This is a genomic window from Zoogloea sp., from assembly GCF_041908905.1.
Lineage (GTDB): Bacteria > Pseudomonadota > Gammaproteobacteria > Burkholderiales > Rhodocyclaceae > Zoogloea.
This window is the reverse complement of the sequence record NZ_JAYREK010000014.1, coordinates 19,373-37,476: the sequence shown is the minus strand read 5'-3', so window position 1 is coordinate 37,476 and position 18,104 is coordinate 19,373. Positions and strand designations below refer to the sequence as shown.

Genomic DNA, 18,104 nt, shown 5'->3' with positions numbered 1-18,104 from the left:
CCGGATCGCCGCACCGCCCGGCGACTCCCTGAGAGCGAACCATGGCAACTCCCAAACTCAAAGGCCTCGGCCGCGGCCTCGACGCCCTCCTCGGCGCCAACAACGACGACACCGACGCGCCCCAGGGCCAGCTGCAGAACCTCCCCGCCACCGAGCTGCAACCCGGCCGCTACCAGCCGCGCACCCGCATGGACCCGGGCTCCCTCGAAGAGCTCGCCGCCTCGATCAAGACCCAGGGGGTGATGCAGCCGATCCTGGTGCGGCGCCTCGACGGGCCCCAGGGCGGGCTGTTCGACGCAAAACGCTACGAGATCATCGCCGGTGAACGCCGCTGGCGCGCCGCCCAGATCGCCGGTCTGGCCGAAGTGCCCTGCCTGGTGCGGGAGATCCCCGACGAGGCGGCGCTGGCGATGTCCCTCATCGAGAACATCCAGCGGGAAGACCTCAACCCCCTCGAGGAGGCCGCCGGCATCCAGCGCCTCATCGACGAGTTCGGCATGACCCACCAGCAGGCGGCGGAAGCCGTCGGGCGCTCCCGCCCGGCCGCCACCAACCTGCTGCGCCTGCTCCAGCTGGCCACGCCGGTGCAGGAGCTGCTGATGGCCGGCGACATCGACATGGGCCACGCCCGCGCCCTGCTGCCCCTCGACGGCGCCACCCAGATCGGCCTCGCCAACCTGATCGCCGCCCGCGGGCTGTCGGTGCGCGAAGCGGAGCGCCTCGTCCAGCAGGCCCTCAACCCCAAGTCCAAGCTGCCGGCGCCGCCCCCCAGCCGCGACCTGCTGCGCCTGGAAGAGGAAATCGCCGACCGCCTCGGCGCGACCGTCAAGATCAAGGCCAACAAGAAAGGCGCCGGCGCGGTGACGATCCAGTTCGGCGACCTCGACCAACTCGAAGGCCTGCTCGACAAGCTGCGCTGAACCGGCGCCAGCCCGCGCAAAGACAAACGCGCCGCCCGCCATGGACTGGCCGGCAGCGCACCCGCGCTGAATCTCCGCAAGACAGAACCCGACCTCCCGGCAACCAGGCCGGGCCGATGGCTCAATCTGATGCCTTCTCCGGCTTCTGGCCGCCATGCCCCTCCAGCTGCCGCGAAACCTCGCGTTTCGCCGCCTGACGTTGCGCCCCCGGCGTCTTGGCATGGGCGCCGGCCTTGCGTTGCAGAGCCGGCAGCACGAAGGGATTACGGGGCTTGTTCAGGCCGCCAGCTTGTCCGGGCCCCTTTCCGGGCCCGCGGAAGACGAGCTTTTGACGGGTGCCGAGGGTTCGGTTGGCCATGGGGATGAAGCCTCCTCCCGGGTGACGTGATGAGCCGCCTCGGCGGCGGCCACTTCCGCGATCACCGCGGTTTCGGTGACGCCGGACATGTCGGCAAAACAACCATCCAGCGGGCAGTGACGACCGGGCGGACATTCATGCTCGCGTGCGCATTCGGCCTGGGTCTGGTCGGTCAGCACCATTTCGCGCACGGCTTCGCAACGGCTGATGGGCGAATCAATGAAGCACATGGTCTTTCTCCTCTCTTCTCTACTTGAACTATAGACAAGAGAGGAAAAATTACCTTGTTACAAGCAGGGTTTCTTGATCAACCGCTACCCGATGCGAGCCGGCCCCCGCGCCTCGTTCAGTGCTGGACGACGAAGGGCTTGAGCTTGAGCACGCCGGCGATCCGCTCGGCCATCGTGCGGGCCTCGCCGGCCGACGCGAAGGGGCCAACCTGGAGGCGGTACTTGCCCCCCAGCGAGAGCACCTGCACCGACTCCGTGAGCCACTTGAGCTCGCTCTCGACGAAGACCTTGAACGATTCTGCGGTCGGCAGCGACGGGAAGGACGCCAGCTGCAGGAAGACCTGCGCCCCCGCGCGCTCCGGCGCCTTGCCGGCCACCGCGACGGGCGCCACCGCCGTGGGAGCGGCGGACACCACCACGGGCGGCGGGGCGACCGCCACCACCTGGGGCTCGGCGGCCGACGGGCGGGACGGCTCGACCGGCACCGGCGTCGCCGGCTGACGCGCGGCGGCAACGGCCCGCGCCTTGCGCATCGGCGGGATGGGGCGTGCCGGCTGCACCAGGGCCACATCCTCGGGCAGCACCAGCGCCACTTCGACGCTGGCCTGCCCCTGATCGAGATAACCGAGCTTGTAGGCCGCGGCGTAAGAGAGGTCGATGATCCGGCCCGGATGGAAGGGGCCCCGGTCGTTCACCCGGACCACCGCCGAGCGGCCGTTGCCGAGATTGGTGACGCGCACGTAGCTGGGAATGGGCAGGCTCGGGTGGGCCGCCGTCATCGCGTACATGTCGTAGGGATCGCCGCTGGAGGTCTTGCGGCCATGGAAGCCCTTGCCATACCAGCTGGCGAGGCCCTGCTCGCGGAACGCGCCGCCGCTGCCCGGCAGGGCGGACGGCAGGGCGTAGTCGGTCTTGTCGACCTTGTGGACCGGACGCGGCGCCACGCCGTCGGCGAGGCCGGGGGTCTCGTCGCCCGGCGCATCGGGGGCGCCGTCGAACTTGAAGCGACCACCCGTCAGGGCCGCCGGGGACGACAGCTTGAGACCGGCGTGGGGCGCCACCTCGGGCACGACGGGCTCGGCGTCGGACGCCAGCACGCCGGCGGAAAACAGGAGGGCAGTCAGAAACTGCGCCAGCAGGGGGCCGGCGCGACGGAACATCGCTACAGGGGGCATGACGCGCTTTCCTGTTCGGGCACGCGCAGCCAGGCGCGCGCGGGTTCAGGTACCTACCCGGCGGCGATGGCGCTGGATGCTCATGAGCATTCCGACGCCAAGACACAGGGTAACGAGTGCAGTGCCACCGTAACTGACGAAGGGCAGCGGAACCCCCACAACCGGGAGGATTCCGCTCACCATACCCATGTTGACGAACGCGTAAGTGAAGAGGATCAGCGTCAGTGCGCCGGCGAGAAGGCGCGAGAACAGGGTCGGGGCACCAGCGGCAATAAAAAGACCGCGTAAAATCAATAATATATAGACTACAACAAGAAACAGCGCACCGGCAAGCCCGAATTCCTCGGTGAGCACCGCGAAGATGAAGTCGGTATGCCGTTCGGGCAGGAAGTCCAGGTGGGTCTGGGTGCCCCTGCCCCACCCCTTGCCGAACACGCCGCCGGAGCCGATCGCGATGGTGGACTGGATGATGTGAAAGCCCTTGCCGAGGGGGTCGGAGGTGGGGTCGAGCAGGGTGCACACCCGGTGCTTCTGGTATTCCCGCAGGCCCGGCCACTCGACGCCCGGCTGGCAGATGGTGTCGCCCATCGCGACGATGGCGCCGATGCCGACGATGCCCACCAGCGCGACGGGCAGGATCAGGCGCCAGGCCAGGCCGGCAAAGAACAGCACGTAGAAACCGGCCGCCGCGACGAGGATCGCCGTGCCGAGGTCGGGCTGCTTGGCGATCAGCGCGACGGGCAGCAGCAGCAGGCCGGCGGCGATGAAGAAGTCCTTCGCCCGCAGCATGCCCTCGCGGCTCTGGAAGTACCACGCGAGGGTCAAGGGGACGGCGATCTTGAGCAGCTCGGACGGCTGGATGCGGGTCACGCCGATGTTGAGCCAGCGCCGGGCGCCCTTCGAGACGTCGCCGAACAGCGCCACGGCGATCAGCAGCAGCACCCCGACGACGTAGAGCGGCAGGGCGGCGCTCATCATGCGCGAGGGCGGCGTCCTGGCGGCGACCCACATCACCACGAAGGCCACGCCCGTGTTGAGCGCCAGCATCCCGAGGCGCTCCGGCGAAGCGCTCACCATCACCACCGTCGCGTAGCCGACCAGGATCAGCAGCAGCAGGGTCAACGGGCCGTCGAGGGGGGCCAGCAGATAACGCAGCCAGCGGCGGGGGTCGAGGCGCGGGTTCATTCCGCCGACTCCTCGGCCGCCGGATCCTCGGCGGCGATGCCCGCCGGCACCTTGCCGAGCAGGTAGTAGTCGAGGGCCTGGCGGGCGATCGGCGCGGCGGACTGGGCACCGAAGCCGCCGTTCTCGACCAGCACGGCCAGCGCGATGACCGGCTTGTCGGCCGGCGCGAAGGCGATGAACCACGAGTGGTCACGCAGGCGCTCGGCCACGCGGCCCTCCACGTACTTGCCGCCCTTCAGCGAGTAGACCTGCGCCGTACCGGTCTTGCCGCCCACCTCGTAGGGCGCCCCGGCAAACGCGCGGGAGCCCGTGCCGGCCTTGTTCACGCCGACCATCGCGCGCTTGACGAGGTCGATGTGGGCCTGCTTGAGGGGGATGGTGCGCAGGGGCTCCGGCTCGATGGTCCGCTTCTCGCCGGTCTTGGCATCGACCACGTGGCGGGCGATGTGGGGCCGGTAGAGCACGCCGTTGTTCACCATCGCGGCCAGCGCCTGGGCCAGCTGCAGCGGCGTGTAGGCGTTGTAGCCCTGGCCGATGCCCACCGAGATGGTCTCGCCGCCGAACCACTTCTGCTGCTCCGGGCGCTTGAAGCGGCGCTTCTTCCATTCGGGCGACGGCAGCACGCCCTCGGCCTCGCCGGGGAGGTCGACGCCCGAGCGCTGGCCGAAGCCGAACGGACGCATGAAGTTGGCGATCGCGTCGATCCCCATGTCGTTGGCGAGCACGTAGTAGTAGGTGTTGCACGACACCACGATGGACTTGTAGAGGTCGACGGGCCCATGACCGCCGGCCTTGTCGTCCATGAAGCGGTGACCACCGTAATTGAAGTAGCCGGGGTCGGCGAGGACCTGGCCCGGGGTGCGCTTGCCGATGGTGAGCGCGCCGAGGGCCATGAAGGGCTTGAAGGTGGAGCCTGGCGGGTAGGCGCTGTAGATGGCCCGGTTGAGGAGCGGCTTGTCGATGTCGGTGTTGAGCTGGTCCCAGTCCTGGGGGGCGATGCCGTCGACGAACAGGTTGGGGTCGAAGGTGGGCGTGGACACCATCGCCAGCACCCCGCCGGTGGAGGGCTCGATGGCCACCAGCGCGCCGCGGCGGTTGCCGAAGGCCTTCTCGACGATCTCCTGCAGCTTGAGGTCGAGGGTCAGGACGACGTTGTTGCCCGGGATCGCCGGGGTGCGCCGCAGGAGGCGCACGGCGCGGCCGCCGGAATCCACCTCGACCTCCTCGAAGCCGGTGATGCCGTGCAGGTCGCGCTCGTAGCTCTTCTCGAGGCCCGACTTGCCGATGTGGTCGGTGCCCCGGTAGTTGGCGGCGTCGTCGCTCTCCTCGATGCGCTCGAGGTCGCGGTCGTTGATGCGGCCGATGTAGCCGATCACGTGGGACGCGAAGCTGCCCAGCGGATAGTCGCGGAACAGCCGCGCCTTGAGCTCGACCCCCGGGAAGCGGTAGCGCTGGGCCACGAAGCGGGCCACCTCCTCGTCGGAGAGGCGGTTGCGCAGCGGCAGGGACTCGAAGCTCTTGCTCTCGTCCATCAGCTTGCGCAGGCGGCGCCGGTCCTTGGGCTGGATGTCCACCAGCTTGGCGAGCTCCTCGATGGTGGCGTCCAGGTCGGCGATCTTGGAGGGGGTGACCTCCAGGGTGTAGGCCGAATAGTTGCGCGCCAGCACCGTGCCGTTGCGATCGGTGATCAGCCCGCGGTTGGGCACGATGGGCACCAGCGAGATGCGGTTATCCTCGGCGCGGGTCGAGTAGTAGTCGTAGCGGACCACCTGCAGGTAGAAGAAGCGCGCCACGAGCAGCCCGAAACACAGCAGCGCGACCACCCCGGCCACCGCCAGGCGGCCGCGGAAGCGGGCGAGCTCCTGCTCGGACGTGCGGATGACGGTCATGGCGCGCTAGATCGGCCGGTTCTCGTCACGCGAGACCGGCTGGTACTGGGGCAGCAGCAGCACGTAATGCAGCGGGATCCACAGCAGCGCGGCGACGAAGGCGCCGAAGAACATCCACCAGCCCGGGAACTCGGCGCCGGCCATCAGGCGCACCACCACCATCACCACCTGGGACATGAACAGCAGCGGCAGTACGTGCAGGGCCTGCTCGACCGGCGTGAACCACAGCACCCGACGCGACAGCTCGTTGGCGGCATAGGCCAGCAGCACATAGGCAAAGGCATGCTGGCCGAGGGCCGCGCCGACCCCGACGTCGGTCAGCAGCCCGAACACGAAGCCCGCACCGATGCCGATCTTGAGGGGCTCCCGGACGCACCAGAAGGCCAGCACCAGGGCGACGAAATCCGGCACCGCCGGCAGGTGGCCGGTGGGGATGTAGTTGAGGAACAGCGCGATGAAGAGGGTCAGATAGACGAACCACATCTTCACCGGGAGCAGGATTCGGCGCGAACGGTGGGTGGGTTGCACGGCTTACTCCTTGGCGGCCCTGGCCTTGCGACCCTTGCCACCCTTGCCCTTGTTGATCGCCTCGGGCTCCGGCGGCCGCGGCGGCAGGCTCTCCCGGTGCCCCAGCACCAGCACGTGGCTGAACTGCTCGACCCCGGCGGCGGGCAGGCACGGGATGCGGGCGAAGGTCTGGGCCTGGTCGCGCTCCACCTTGACCACCGTGGCCACCGGCAGGCCGGGCAGGAAGACGCCGTCGAGGCCCGAGGTGACGACCCTGTCGCCCGGCTGCACGTCGGCGTTGGCGGCCAGATAGCGCAGCTCCATGAGGCCGTTGCCCGAGCCGAACAGCACCGCCCGCAGGCCGCTGCGCACGATCATCACCGGGATCGCCTGGTCCTTGTCGGTGAGCAGGGTAAGCTCGGACTGCATCGGAAAGACGCGGGTGATCTGGCCGATCACGCCGGATTCGTCCACCACCGCCTGGCCGGCGGCGATGCCGGCCTGGTCGCCCTTGTCGAGGATGACCTTGCGCGAGAACGGATCCTTGGCGGTGTACATGATCTCCGCCACCACCGACTTCACCGGCTGGCGCTCCCGCGCGTCGAGGAGGGAACGGAGGTGGCGGTTCTCGAGCTCCAGCTGCTCGAGGCGCAGCATGCGCTCGGCCCCCTGCAGCTGGCGGCTCTTCAGCTCCTTGTTCTCGATCTGCAGGCGCACCAGCGACGAGAAGTAGTCGGAGGCGTTGCGCACGAAGTCGGCCGGCGTGGCAGCCGCCATCTGCAGCGGGTAGGCCAGCACCGACAGCCCCTGGCGGAAGGCCTCGAGGTAGCGCAGATTGAGGTCGGAGACCAGCAGCGCCAGCGAGACCAGCCCGAAGAAGACGAGCTTGGCCAGCGGAGCCGGCCCGCGCTTGAAGAAGGGAGGAGGCGAATGGCCGACCACGGCAGGCGGGATCAGGTCGCTCGGTAAACGGCACGACCCGGGACGCGCCCGGGTCGCTGGCGCACGCGGTGGATCGGGGGATTCACGCGGGCGCCCGGCCGTTCAGCCGATACTTATTCGCTGGTGAAGATGGAGCCGAGCTGGTCCATCTTTTCGAGGGCCATGCCGCAGCCGCGCACCACGCAGGTCAGCGGCTCGTCGGCGACGATCACCGGCAGACCGGTCTCTTCCATCAGCAGGCGATCGAGGTCGCGCAGCAGCGCGCCACCGCCGGTGAGCACCATGCCGCGCTCGGCGATGTCGGCGCCGAGTTCGGGCGGGGTCTGCTCGAGGGCGATCTTGACCGCCGAGACGATCTGGTTGAGCGGCTCGGCGAGGGCCTCGAGAATCTCGTTGGAGGAGATCGTGAAGGCGCGCGGGATGCCTTCGGCCAGGTTGCGGCCCTTGACCTCCATCTCCTGCACCTCGGAGCCCGGGAAGGCCGAGCCGATGCCCTTCTTGATGGATTCGGCGGTGGTCTCGCCGATCAGCATGCCGTAGTTGCGGCGGATGTAGTTGACGATGGCCTCGTCGAACTTGTCGCCGCCGACGCGGATCGAGCCCGCATACACCATGCCGCCCAGCGAGATCACGCCCACCTCGGTGGTGCCGCCGCCGATGTCGACGACCATCGAGCCGGTTGCGTCGGCCACCGGCATGCCGGCGCCGATCGCCGCGGCCATCGGCTCCTCGATGAGGTACACATTGCTGGCGCCGGCGCCCAGGGCCGATTCGCGGATCGCCCGGCGCTCCACCTGGGTCGAGCCGCAGGGCACGCAGATGATGATGCGCGGGCTCGGCGAGAACAGGCGGGTGTCGTGGACCTTCTTGATGAACTGCTTGAGCATCTGCTCGGTCACCGTGAAGTCGGCGATCACGCCGTCCTTCATGGGGCGGATGGCGGTGATGTTGCCCGGCGTCTTGCCCAGCATCTGCTTGGCCGACATGCCCACCGCGAGGATGGTTTTCTTGGCGTTCGGCCCGCCCTCGGTGCGGATCGCCACCACGGAGGGTTCGTCAAGGACGATGCCCTTGCCACGCACGTAGATCAGGGTGTTGGCGGTGCCGAGGTCGATGGCGAGATCGTTCGAAAAATAAGAGCGCAGAGAACCAAACATCGGAGAAAAATCCCGGAGAAACCGTTGGAGGGGTTGGGAATTGGGGCAACAGAATCGCTTATGATAACCTACAAACCTTTGTCGTTTAAGCAACTTTGTAAATTGCCATGTCACTTTCCCTCGATGAAGTCCGCCACATCGCCAAGCTCGCCCGCCTCGAACTCGCCGCCGGCGAACTCGAGGCCACGCAGGCCAAACTGAACGGGATTTTCAGCCTCATCGAGGAGATGCAGGCGGTCGACACCGACGGCGTCGAGCCCATGAGCCACCCCCAGGAGCTCGCCCAGCGCCTGCGCGAGGACCGGGTCACCGAAACCGACCGCCGCGCCGCCTTCCAGGCCGTGGCACCGCAGACCGAGGCCGGGCTGTACCTGGTGCCCAAGGTCATCGAGTAAGCCGCCGCCCCGAACCCCGGCGCCGGCCCCGGCCTGCGCCCCGTCACGCATCCATCGTCGTCCACGCCCATGATTGATTCCAGCCTCAAGGACATCGCCGCGGCCCTCCGCGCCAAGACCGTCTCCGCCGTCGAACTGGCCACCGACAGCCTCGCCCGCATCAAGGCCCGCGACGGCCAGATCAACGCCTTCGTCACCGTCGACGAGGCCGGCGCCCTCGCCGCCGCCCGCGCCGCCGACGCGCGCCTCGCCGAAGGCAGCGCCGGCCCGCTCACCGGCATCCCCCTCGCCCACAAGGACGTCTTCTGCACCGAGGGCGTGCTCACCACCTGCGGCTCGAAGATGCTCGCCAACTTCGCGGCCCCCTACGACGCCCACGTGGTCAGACTGCTCAAACAGGCCGGCGCGGTGATGGTCGGCAAGACCAACATGGACGAGTTCGCAATGGGCTCCTCCAACGAGAGCTCCCATTTCGGCGCCACCCGCAACCCCTGGGACACCACCAAGGTGCCCGGCGGCTCGTCGGGCGGCTCGGCCGCCGCGGTGGCGGCGCGCATGGTGCCGATCGCCACCGGCACCGACACCGGCGGCTCGGTGCGCCAGCCGGCCGCCCTGTGCGGCATCACCGGCATCAAGCCCACCTACGGCACGGTGTCGCGCTTCGGCATGATCGCCTACGCCTCGTCGCTGGACCAGGGCGGCGCCTTCGCCCGCTCGGCCGAAGACTGCGCCCTGCTGCTCAATGCAATGATTGGATTGGACGAGAAAGACTCCACGAGTTTTTTAGGAACATCCCTTGATGAGAAGATGCGGGAAATTCCGAACCGAGATCTTGGTGATTTAACCCGCGAGATTTCCCGAGTTCCTGAAGATCCGGCACGCCCCCTCGCCGGCCTGCGCATCGGCCTGCCCCGTGAGTTCTTCGCCGAGGGCATGTCCGCCGACGTGCGCGCCGCCGTCGACGCCGCCATCGCCGAATACCGCCGGCTCGGCGCCACCCTGGTCGAGGTCAGCCTGCCCAACGCCCGCCTGGCGATCCCGGCCTACTACGTGATCGCCCCGGCCGAGGCCAGCTCCAACCTCAGCCGCTTCGACGGCGTGCGCTACGGCCACCGCGCCGCCGAGTACACCGACCTCAACGACATGTACTGCAAGAGCCGCGCCGAAGGCTTCGGCGCCGAGGTCAAGCGGCGCATCCTGGTGGGCACCTACGTGCTCTCCCACGGCTACTACGACGCCTACTACATCAAGGCGCAGAAGCTGCGCCGCCTGATCGCCCAGGATTTCGCCGCCGCCTTCGCGCAGTGCGACATCATCGCCGGCCCGACCAACCCCACCGTCGCCTACGGCCTCGGCGAGAAGACGTCCGACCCGGTGCAGATGTACCTCGGCGACATCTACACGGTGGCCGTCAACCTGGCCGGCCTGCCCGCCCTGTCGCACCCGGCCGGCTTCGGCGCCGGCGGCCTGCCGGTGGGCCTGCAGCTGATCGGCAACTACTTCGGCGAGGCCCGCCTGCTGAACGCCGCCCACCAGTTCCAGCAGGCCACCGACTGGCACACCCGCGCGCCGGCGCTGCAGGACGCCTGATGCCCGCCCTGCGCCACCTCGCCCTCGCCGGGCTGCTCGCCGGCCTGGCCGGCTGCTCGACGCTCCCCGACCTGGCACCGGGCGGCGACCGCACCGGGCCGGGCAGCGCCGCCGACGCCCCGGCCGCCGGGAAGGGCCGCCTCAAGCCGATGCCGCTGCGCACCTTCTCGGTAAGCACCCAGTGCAACTTCCGCGACGAGACCGGCAACTTCGGCAAGGCGACGGTGGACATCGCCAACTCCAGGGTCAACGCCCTCAAGATCGAGCTGACCATGCCCAAGCGCGGCAGCTGCCGCTACGACCTGGCCAGCTTCCGCCAGACCCAGGCCCTGCCCTCGGTCGAGCTCGCCGGCCCGCGCGACTGCCGCATCCACATCTGGGAACAGGCCAACCAGGTCACCGTGGCCTTCGCCGACTGCCACCAGATGTGCGCCCCCGCGAGCGCCCACGACTACGTGTGGCCGCTGCTGATCGACAAGGCCACCGGCCAATGCGACTGAACTGAACGAACCGGAATCCAGAGAACAAACATGAGCAGAACCGACTGGGAAGTCGTCATCGGGCTGGAGATCCACACCCAGCTCAACACGCAATCCAAGATCTTCTCGGGCGCCAGCACCGCCTTCGGCGCCGAGCCCAACGTGCAGGCCTGCGGCGTCGACATCGCGCTGCCCGGCGTGCTGCCGGTGCTCAACAAGGGCGCCGTCGAGCGGGCCATCCGCTTCGGCCTGGCGATCGGCGCCACGGTGGCCCCGAAGAGCATCTTCGCCCGCAAGAACTACTTCTACCCCGACCTCCCCAAGGGCTACCAGATCAGCCAGTTCGAGCTGCCCGTGGTGCAGGGCGGCGCGATCACCATCCTGGTCCCCGACGGCAAGGGCGGCGCCTACGAGAAGGTCGTCAACCTCACCCGCGCCCACCTCGAGGAGGACGCCGGCAAGAGCCTGCACGAAGACTTCCACGGCATGACCGGGATCGACCTCAACCGCGCCGGCACGCCGCTGCTCGAGATCGTCTCCGAGCCCGACATGCGCTCGTCGGCCGAGGCCGTCGCCTACGCCCGCGCGCTGCACGCGCTGGTGCGCTGGATCGACATCTGCGACGGCAACATGCAGGAAGGCTCCTTCCGCTGCGACGCCAACGTCTCGGTGCGACCGCGCGGCCAGGCCGAGTTCGGCACCCGCCGCGAGATCAAGAACCTCAACAGCTTCCGCTTCCTGCAGCAGGCCATCGACTACGAGGTGCAGTGGCAGATCGACCTCATCGAGGACGGCGGCAAGGTCCAGCAGGCCACCGTGCTGTTCGACCCCGACAGCGGCGAGACCCGCGCCATGCGCAGCAAGGAAGACGCCCACGACTACCGCTACTTCCCCGACCCCGACCTGCTGCCGCTGGTGATCGACAGCGACTGGATCGCCCGCGTGAAGGGCGAGCTGCCCGAGCTGCCCGCCGCGCTGTCGGCCCGCTTCCAGGGCGAATACGGGCTGTCTGCCTACGACGCCACCACCCTCACCGCCAGCCGCGAGGTGGCCGAGTACTACCAGGCCGTGGTCGCTGCCGCCGGCGCCGCCAACGCCAAGGCCTGCGCCAACTGGGTGATGGGCGAACTCGCCGCGCGCCTCAACAAGGCCGAGCTCGACATCGGCGCCAGCCCGGTGAGCGCCGCCCAGCTGGCCGGCATTGTCCTCAAAATTGCCGACGGGACAATCAGCAACGCGGGAGCCAAGACCCTGTTTGCACACATGTGGGAAAGCATGCGACAGCAAGGCTCCTTCGCCTACGGCGCAGCGACTATCGGGCAGCTAAGTGCTACAGGCGGCAACATCGCACCTATCGAAACTAGCATTGACGGACTAATCGAGAGTTTGGGCCTCAAGCAGGTCACCGACAGCGGCGCCATCGAGGCGATCATCGACGAGGTGCTGGCCGCCAACCAGAAGTCGGTGGACGAGTTCCGCGCCGGCAAGGAGAAGGCCTTCAACGCGCTGGTCGGCCAGTGCATGAAGGCCAGCAAGGGCAAGGCCAACCCGGCCCAGGTGAACGAGATCCTGAAGAAGAAGCTGGGCTGAGGCACGCCCTCCCCCACGACGGGCCGCGCTCCTCCGGGAGGCGGCCCGTTTTTCGTGCACCGCGCGTAGCCACCCGATCGCATCGGCCGGGAGCTTTTTGGCTTTTTGCCTGTCATCCCATGGCAAGGCCGCGGATTGCGGCGGGCCCGTCGGGCCGCCGGCGCGACGCCGCCGCCCGGCGAAACGCTCCCGCAACATCCATCACAAATAATCCCAGCCACCAGGAGACCCCCATGACCCGCCAGATCGCCCTCCTGCTCGCCCTCGCCCTCGGCTTCGCGGCCGGAGCCCAGGCCTGCGGCGAGAACACCTCCAAGAACACGAAGCCGGAGATCAGCAAACCGGCCGCCCCCCGTCCCGGCGCCTGACCCGCGCCGCCACCCAGCACGCACCAGAGGAGACCCCCATGCCCAACCGAACCCTGCGCCAGGTCATCACCGGCCAGACCCTCGTCACCGCCCGGCGCGACACCAGCGTCCGCGCGGCCGCCGTCGCGATGGCCGAGCAATCCGTCGGCGCCATCCTGGTGGTGGACGACAGCGGCCGGCTGATCGGCCTGTTCACCGAACGCGACGCGCTCAACCGGGTCGTCGCCCGCGGCCTCGCCCCCGAGCAGACCCCGCTCGCCGCGGTGATGACCGACAAGCTGCAGACCGCCACCCCCGACAAGACCCTCGGCCACGCGCTGCACCTGATGTTCGAGGGCGGCTTCCGCCACCTGCCGGTGGTCGAGGACGGCCGCCCGGTGGGCATGGTGTCGGCCCGCAACGCCCTCGGCCTCGAGATCCTCCAGTTCGAGCGGGAACGCCAGGAACGCGACCACCTCGCCGAGATCCTCTGAAGCCCACCCCCGGCCCACCGGCCCGGACGGCCCCGCGCGGGCCCTCCGGGCTCTTCCGTTTGCCGCACAAACCGCCAGCCGGGCGCTGAAATCGCCTAAAATTGCGGTTTTAGCTCCCTGAGGCCATCCCATGTTCTCCGGAATCGTTGCTGCCATCGGCCGCATCCAGCAGGTCTCGCCCCTCGAAGACGGCGTCCGCCTGACCGTCGATGTCGGCAGCCTCGACCTCTCCGACGTCCAGCTCGGCGACAGCATCGCCAACAACGGCGTGTGCCTCACGGTGATCGCCCACACCGGCAACACCGTGCAGTTCGACGTCTCCCGCGAAACCCTCAACTGCACCGTGGGCCTGGCCGCGCCGGGCGAGGTCAACCTCGAGAAGGCGCTGCGCCTCTCCGACCGCCTCGGCGGCCACCTGGTCAGCGGCCACGTGGACGGCATCGGCGTCGTGCAGAAGTTCGAGCCCGTCGGCGAGAGCCACGAGCTGGTGATCCGCGCCCCGGCGGCGCTGGCCGGCTACATCGCCAAGAAGGGCTCGATCACCGTCGACGGCGTCAGCCTCACCGTCAACCGGGTCGAGGGCCGCGACTTCTCGATCAACCTGATCCCCCACACCGTCCAGGTCACCACCCTCAAGCGCGTCGCCGCCGGCAGCAACGTGAACCTTGAGATCGACCTGATCGCCCGCTACATGGAACGCATGCTGGCCTGGCGCGACGAAAACCCCGGCACCGAAGGAACCCCCGCATGAGCGCACTCGCCCCGATCCAGGACATCATCGCCGACATCAAGGCCGGCAAGATGGTCGTACTCGTCGACGAAGAAGACCGTGAAAACGAAGGCGACATCGTCATCGCCGCCGAGCACATCACCCCCGAGGCGATCAACTTCATGGCCAAGCACGCCCGCGGCCTGATCTGCCTGACCCTCACCGAAGAGCGCTGCCGCCAGCTCGGCATCAACCAGATGGCGCGGGACAACCGCAGCCAGTTCTCGACCGCCTTCACGGTGTCGATCGAGGCCGCCGAGGGCGTCACCACCGGCATCTCCGCCGCCGACCGGGCGCGCACCGTGCAGGCCGCGGTGGCCCGCCACGCCAAGGCCGCCGACATCGTGCAGCCGGGGCACATCTTCCCGATCATGGCCAAGCCGGGCGGCGTGCTGATCCGCGCCGGCCACACCGAGGCCGGCTGCGACCTGGCCGGCATCGCCGGGCTCGAGCCCGCCTCGGTGATCTGCGAGATCATGAACGACGACGGCACCATGTCGCGGCTGCCCCAGCTCATCGAGTTCGCCGCCACCCACGGCCTCAAGATCGGCGCCATCCGCGACCTCATCGAGTACCGCGCGCGCACCGAGAAGCTGGTCGAGAAGGTCAGCGAGAAAACCGTCGACACCCCCCACGGCCCCTTCCGCCTGTGCGCCTTCAAGGACAAGACCTCCGGCGACGTGCACCTGGCGATGGTCCATGGCCGCATCGACCCGGCGGTCGAAACCCTGGTGCGCGTCCACGAACCCGTCTCGGTGCTCGACTTCCTCGACCCCCGCAGCGGCCGCCACAGCTTCCCCGTCGACACCGCGCTGGCGCGCATCGCCGAACACGGCCACGGCGTGATGGTGCTGCTCTACAGCCCGCAGAGCGGCGAAGACCTCCTCGCCCAGCTCGACGCCGACACCCGCGCGCCCAAGCCCGCCCAGAAGTGGGACCCGCGCCTCTTCGGCATCGGCGCCCAGATCCTCCGCGAGCTCAACGTCGGCCAGATGCGCCTGATGGCCAACCCGCGCAAGATCCCCAGCATGGCCGGCTTCGGCCTCACGGTCGTCGGCCACCTCCCCGCCGAGGCCTGAGCCCCGACGCGCCGCCCTCATATTCCAGGTAATCCCATGCCCCGCTACGACAACATCCCCGAAATCGCCCCCAACCTCGACGGCAGCGGCCTCAAGGTCGGCGTCGTCATGTGCCGCTTCAACCTCGACGTCTGCGAAGGCCTGCTGTCGGCCTGCACCGACGAGCTGCTGCGCCTCGGCGTCGCCGCCGGCGACATCACCATCGCCACCGTGCCCGGCGCCCTCGAAGCCCCGCTCACCCTTCAGACCATGGCCAGAAGCGGCCGCTTCGATGCGCTGGTCGCCCTCGGCGCGGTGATCCGCGGCGAGACCTACCACTTCGAGCTGGTCTCCAACGAGCAGGGCGCCGGCATCACCCGCGTCACCCTCGACACCGGCGTGCCCATCGCCAACGGCATCCTCACCACCGAGGACGACGACCAGGCCCTCTCCCGCATGCAGGTCAAGGGCGCCGACTGCGCCCAGGCCGCCGTCGAGATGGCCCGCCTGCTGAAGGCCCTGGCATGAGCGCCGCGCCCAAATCCCCCCGCCGCCGCGCCCGCGAGTTCGCGCTGCAGGGCGTCTACCAGTGGCTGCTCAACCAGTCCGCCCTCACCGCCATCGAGAGCCAGATGGCCGAGGTCGGCGGCTTCGACAAGTGCGACCGCGACCTCTTCCTGGGCCTGCTGCGTGGCACCATCGGCAACGCCGCCGAGCTGCAGGTGGGCTTCGCGCCCTTCATCGACCGCCAGCTCAACGAGCTGTCGCCGATCGAGCGCGGCATCCTGCTGATGGGCACCTTCGAGATGGTGCATCGCCCCGAAACCCCCTACCGGGTGATCATCAACGAGGCCATCGAGCTCGCCAAGGGCTACGGCGGCACCGACGGCCACCGCTTCGTGAACGGCGTGCTCGACAAGCTCGCCGCCCGCCTGCGCCCCGAGGAGTTCGAGGCCAACCAGCTGCAGCGCCGCGCCGCCCGCGCCGGCAAGCAGGGCGGCGACCAGCCCGCCTGAGCCCGCGCGCCATGCCCTCCGAGTTCGCGCTGATCCGCAGGCACTTCACGCGTCCCGCCCGCCACACCGACCTGGCGGTGGGCGACGACGCGGCGCTGATCCGCCCCTCGGCCGGCATGCAGCTGGCCATCTCCACCGACATGCTGGTGGCCGGCACCCATTTCTTCGCCGACACCGACCCTGAAGACCTGGGCTGGAAGACCCTCGCGGTCAATGTCTCCGACCTCGCCGCGATGGGCGCGGCGCCCCGCTGGGTCGTCCTCGCCGCCAGCCTGCCGGCCGCCGACGAGGCGTGGATCGCCGCCTTCGCCCGGGGCTTCTTCGCCTGCAGCGAAGCCTTCGGCATCGACGTGATCGGCGGCGACACCACCCGCGGCCCCCTCAACCTGTGCCCGACCATCTTCGGCGAGGTGCCCGTCGGCCAGGCCATCACCCGCGCCGGTGCCCGGCCCGGTGACGACCTGTGGATCTCCGGCGCCCCCGGCCGCGCCGCCCTCGGCCTGGCCCAGCTGCGCGGAGAAGCCACCCTGGCCGGCGCCGACCGGGCCGACTGCCTCGCCGCCCTGCACCGGCCCCAACCCCGGGTCGCCCTCGGCCTCGCCCTGCGCGGCCTCGCCAGCAGCCTGCTCGACGTCTCCGACGGCCTGCTCGGCGACCTCGGCCACATCCTCGAACAATCCGCCGTCGGCGCGGTGATCAGCGCAGGCGCCCTGCCCCTCGCCCCACTCGAGGCCGCCTGCGGCGACGCCGCGCTGGCCTTCCGCGCCTGCACCGCCGGCGGCGACGACTACGAACTGCTGTTCACCGCCCCCGTCGCCCGGCGCGCCGAAGTCGGCGCCCTGGCCGAACGGCTCCATCTGCCCCTGCACCGCATCGGCTCCATCACCCCGGCCGAGCAGGGGCTCCGCCTGCGCGACCACGACGGGCAGCTGCGCCCGCTGGCCGCCAACGGCTACGACCACTTCGGGCGCTGACATGAAACCCGACCGGCGCTTCCTGCTGGCCGACCCGGCCCATTTCGTCGCCCTCGGCTTCGGCTCCGGCCTGTGGCCCAAGGGCCCGGGCACCGCCGGCACGCTGGCCGGCTGGCTGCTCTTCCCCTTCGTCAAGGCGCCGCTGTCCGACCCGCTGTTCGGCGCGCTGCTGGTGGCCTGCTTCCTGTTCGGCGTCATCGCCTGCGAACGCACCGGGCGCAGCCTGGGTGTCGCCGACCACGGCGCCATCGTATGGGACGAGATCGTCGCGATCTGGCTGGTCCTGTGGCTCACCCCCGCCACCCTGGCCTGGCAGGCCGCGGCCTTCGCGCTGTTCCGTTTCTTCGACATCGTCAAGCCCGCCCCCATCCGCTGGGTCGATGAACACACCCGCGGCGGCTTCGGGGTGATGCTCGACGACATCCTGGCCGCCGGCTACACCCTGCTGGCGCTGGCCCTCCTCCTGCGACTCATCGGCTGATGCACCTCGACCCCCAACTCGACACCCTCTCCCGACTGGTCGGCGAGCACCTGGCCGCCCGCGGCTGGCGCCTCGCCACGGCCGAATCGTGCACCGGCGGCTGGGTCGCCGAAGTCGTCACCGCCACCGCCGGCAGCTCTGGCTGGTTCGACTGCGGCTTCGTCACCTACTCCAACGACGCCAAGTGCGCCCTGCTGGGCGTCTCGCCGATGACCCTCGCCCGCCACGGCGCCGTCAGCGAGGCCACCGTCGCCGAGATGGCCCTGGGCTGCCTCGAACGCTCCGAAGCCGAGGTCACGCTGTCGATCTCCGGCATCGCCGGCCCCGGCGGCGGCTCGCCCGCCAAGCCCGTGGGCACCGTGTGTTTCGGCTGGGCCCGCCACGGCGAGGCGCCCCAGACCGCCACCTGTCGCTTCGACGGCGACCGGGCCGCCGTGCGCCGCCAGGCAGTGGTCTTCGCGCTCACCGAACTCCTCCGCCGCTTTCAGTAAAATCCCTGACGATTCAGGCCACTGGCGATTGGGCTGGACTCTGCCCGGAAGCTGTAT

General features: G+C 69.4%; 21 protein-coding genes. 14 read left to right on the top strand and 7 right to left on the bottom strand.

The genetic code is table 11. The annotated features are described in order from the left end of the window. The first annotated feature begins 41 nt into the window (after positions 1 to 41). Complete coding sequence (locus ACE3OU_RS09850) at positions 42 to 920, top strand: ParB/RepB/Spo0J family partition protein (protein WP_374241385.1); 879 nt, start codon at positions 42 to 44, stop codon at positions 918 to 920. Positions 921 to 1,196: 276 nt separating this feature from the next. Here the strand turns inward: ACE3OU_RS09850 and ACE3OU_RS09845 are convergent, their stop codons facing one another. From ACE3OU_RS09845 to ACE3OU_RS09815, 7 genes are all read right to left on the bottom strand, one after another. Further along, positions 1,197 to 1,508, bottom strand: a complete 312-nt coding sequence (locus tag ACE3OU_RS09845; protein ID WP_374241384.1) for a hypothetical protein — start codon at positions 1,506 to 1,508, stop codon at positions 1,197 to 1,199. A gap of 116 nt (positions 1,509 to 1,624) precedes the next feature. Next, a complete protein-coding gene (locus tag ACE3OU_RS09840; RefSeq protein WP_374241383.1) occupies positions 1,625 to 2,683 on the bottom strand; it encodes a septal ring lytic transglycosylase RlpA family protein in 1,059 nt (352 codons plus the stop codon). Positions 2,684 to 2,728: 45 nt separating this feature from the next. Next, the gene (gene rodA, locus ACE3OU_RS09835; RefSeq protein WP_374241382.1) at positions 2,729 to 3,868 is read right to left on the bottom strand and encodes a rod shape-determining protein RodA; all 1,140 of its coding nucleotides are present in this window, start codon (positions 3,866 to 3,868) and stop codon (positions 2,729 to 2,731) included. Next, complete coding sequence (gene mrdA / locus ACE3OU_RS09830) at positions 3,865 to 5,757, bottom strand: penicillin-binding protein 2 (RefSeq protein WP_374241381.1); 1,893 nt, start codon at positions 5,755 to 5,757, stop codon at positions 3,865 to 3,867. The genes rodA and mrdA overlap by 4 nt, the downstream gene beginning before the upstream one ends. Positions 5,758 to 5,763: 6 nt before the next feature. Then, positions 5,764 to 6,285 carry a rod shape-determining protein MreD gene (gene mreD, locus ACE3OU_RS09825; RefSeq protein ID WP_374241380.1) on the bottom strand — a complete coding sequence of 174 codons (522 nt, stop codon included), beginning with the start codon at positions 6,283 to 6,285 and terminating at the stop codon, positions 5,764 to 5,766. Between the two features lie 3 nt (positions 6,286 to 6,288). Beyond that, on the bottom strand, positions 6,289 to 7,206 hold the full coding sequence (gene mreC, locus ACE3OU_RS09820) for a rod shape-determining protein MreC (RefSeq protein WP_374241379.1): 918 nt from the start codon (positions 7,204 to 7,206) through the stop codon (positions 6,289 to 6,291). A gap of 113 nt (positions 7,207 to 7,319) precedes the next feature. Beyond that, positions 7,320 to 8,363 carry a rod shape-determining protein gene (locus tag ACE3OU_RS09815; protein WP_298598724.1) on the bottom strand — a complete coding sequence of 348 codons (1,044 nt, stop codon included), beginning with the start codon at positions 8,361 to 8,363 and terminating at the stop codon, positions 7,320 to 7,322. Positions 8,364 to 8,470: 107 nt separating this feature from the next. On the opposite strand from ACE3OU_RS09815, the gene gatC reads away from it, so the two are divergent. From gatC to ACE3OU_RS09750, 13 genes are all read left to right on the top strand, one after another. Then, positions 8,471 to 8,758 carry an Asp-tRNA(Asn)/Glu-tRNA(Gln) amidotransferase subunit GatC gene (gene gatC / locus ACE3OU_RS09810; RefSeq protein WP_374241378.1) on the top strand — a complete coding sequence of 96 codons (288 nt, stop codon included), beginning with the start codon at positions 8,471 to 8,473 and terminating at the stop codon, positions 8,756 to 8,758. Positions 8,759 to 8,827: 69 nt separating this feature from the next. Further along, a complete protein-coding gene (gatA, locus tag ACE3OU_RS09805) occupies positions 8,828 to 10,348 on the top strand; it encodes an Asp-tRNA(Asn)/Glu-tRNA(Gln) amidotransferase subunit GatA (protein WP_374241377.1) in 1,521 nt (506 codons plus the stop codon). Continuing rightward, positions 10,348 to 10,848 (top strand): hypothetical protein, encoded by a 501-nt coding sequence (locus ACE3OU_RS09800; protein ID WP_374241376.1) that lies wholly within the window; start codon positions 10,348 to 10,350, stop codon positions 10,846 to 10,848. Before gatA ends, ACE3OU_RS09800 begins: the two co-directional genes overlap by 1 nt. Before the next feature lie 30 nt (positions 10,849 to 10,878). Next, the gene (gatB, locus tag ACE3OU_RS09795) at positions 10,879 to 12,417 is read left to right on the top strand and encodes an Asp-tRNA(Asn)/Glu-tRNA(Gln) amidotransferase subunit GatB (RefSeq protein WP_374241375.1); all 1,539 of its coding nucleotides are present in this window, start codon (positions 10,879 to 10,881) and stop codon (positions 12,415 to 12,417) included. 233 nt (positions 12,418 to 12,650) lie between these two features. After that, positions 12,651 to 12,785, top strand: a complete 135-nt coding sequence (locus tag ACE3OU_RS09790) for a hypothetical protein (protein WP_374241374.1) — start codon at positions 12,651 to 12,653, stop codon at positions 12,783 to 12,785. Between the two features lie 38 nt (positions 12,786 to 12,823). After that, positions 12,824 to 13,258 (top strand): CBS domain-containing protein, encoded by a 435-nt coding sequence (locus ACE3OU_RS09785; protein ID WP_374241373.1) that lies wholly within the window; start codon positions 12,824 to 12,826, stop codon positions 13,256 to 13,258. A 130-nt stretch (positions 13,259 to 13,388) separates the two neighbouring features. Then, a complete protein-coding gene (locus ACE3OU_RS09780) occupies positions 13,389 to 14,009 on the top strand; it encodes a riboflavin synthase (protein WP_374241372.1) in 621 nt (206 codons plus the stop codon). Then, positions 14,006 to 15,106 carry a bifunctional 3,4-dihydroxy-2-butanone-4-phosphate synthase/GTP cyclohydrolase II gene (gene ribBA / locus ACE3OU_RS09775; protein ID WP_374241371.1) on the top strand — a complete coding sequence of 367 codons (1,101 nt, stop codon included), beginning with the start codon at positions 14,006 to 14,008 and terminating at the stop codon, positions 15,104 to 15,106. Before ACE3OU_RS09780 ends, ribBA begins: the two co-directional genes overlap by 4 nt. A gap of 36 nt (positions 15,107 to 15,142) precedes the next feature. After that, positions 15,143 to 15,613: a 6,7-dimethyl-8-ribityllumazine synthase gene (ribH, locus tag ACE3OU_RS09770; RefSeq protein WP_374241370.1), complete on the top strand. Its 471-nt coding sequence runs from the start codon at positions 15,143 to 15,145 to the stop codon at positions 15,611 to 15,613. Further along, on the top strand, positions 15,610 to 16,101 hold the full coding sequence (nusB, locus tag ACE3OU_RS09765) for a transcription antitermination factor NusB (RefSeq protein WP_374241369.1): 492 nt from the start codon (positions 15,610 to 15,612) through the stop codon (positions 16,099 to 16,101). Before ribH ends, nusB begins: the two co-directional genes overlap by 4 nt. Before the next feature lie 11 nt (positions 16,102 to 16,112). Further along, entirely contained in the window at positions 16,113 to 17,075 is a 963-nt protein-coding gene (thiL, locus tag ACE3OU_RS09760) for a thiamine-phosphate kinase (RefSeq protein WP_374241368.1), read from the top strand. A gap of 1 nt (position 17,076) precedes the next feature. After that, entirely contained in the window at positions 17,077 to 17,556 is a 480-nt protein-coding gene (locus tag ACE3OU_RS09755) for a phosphatidylglycerophosphatase A (protein ID WP_374241367.1), read from the top strand. Next, on the top strand, positions 17,556 to 18,047 hold the full coding sequence (locus ACE3OU_RS09750) for a CinA family protein (protein WP_374241366.1): 492 nt from the start codon (positions 17,556 to 17,558) through the stop codon (positions 18,045 to 18,047). Before ACE3OU_RS09755 ends, ACE3OU_RS09750 begins: the two co-directional genes overlap by 1 nt. The last annotated feature ends 57 nt before the right edge of the window (positions 18,048 to 18,104 follow it).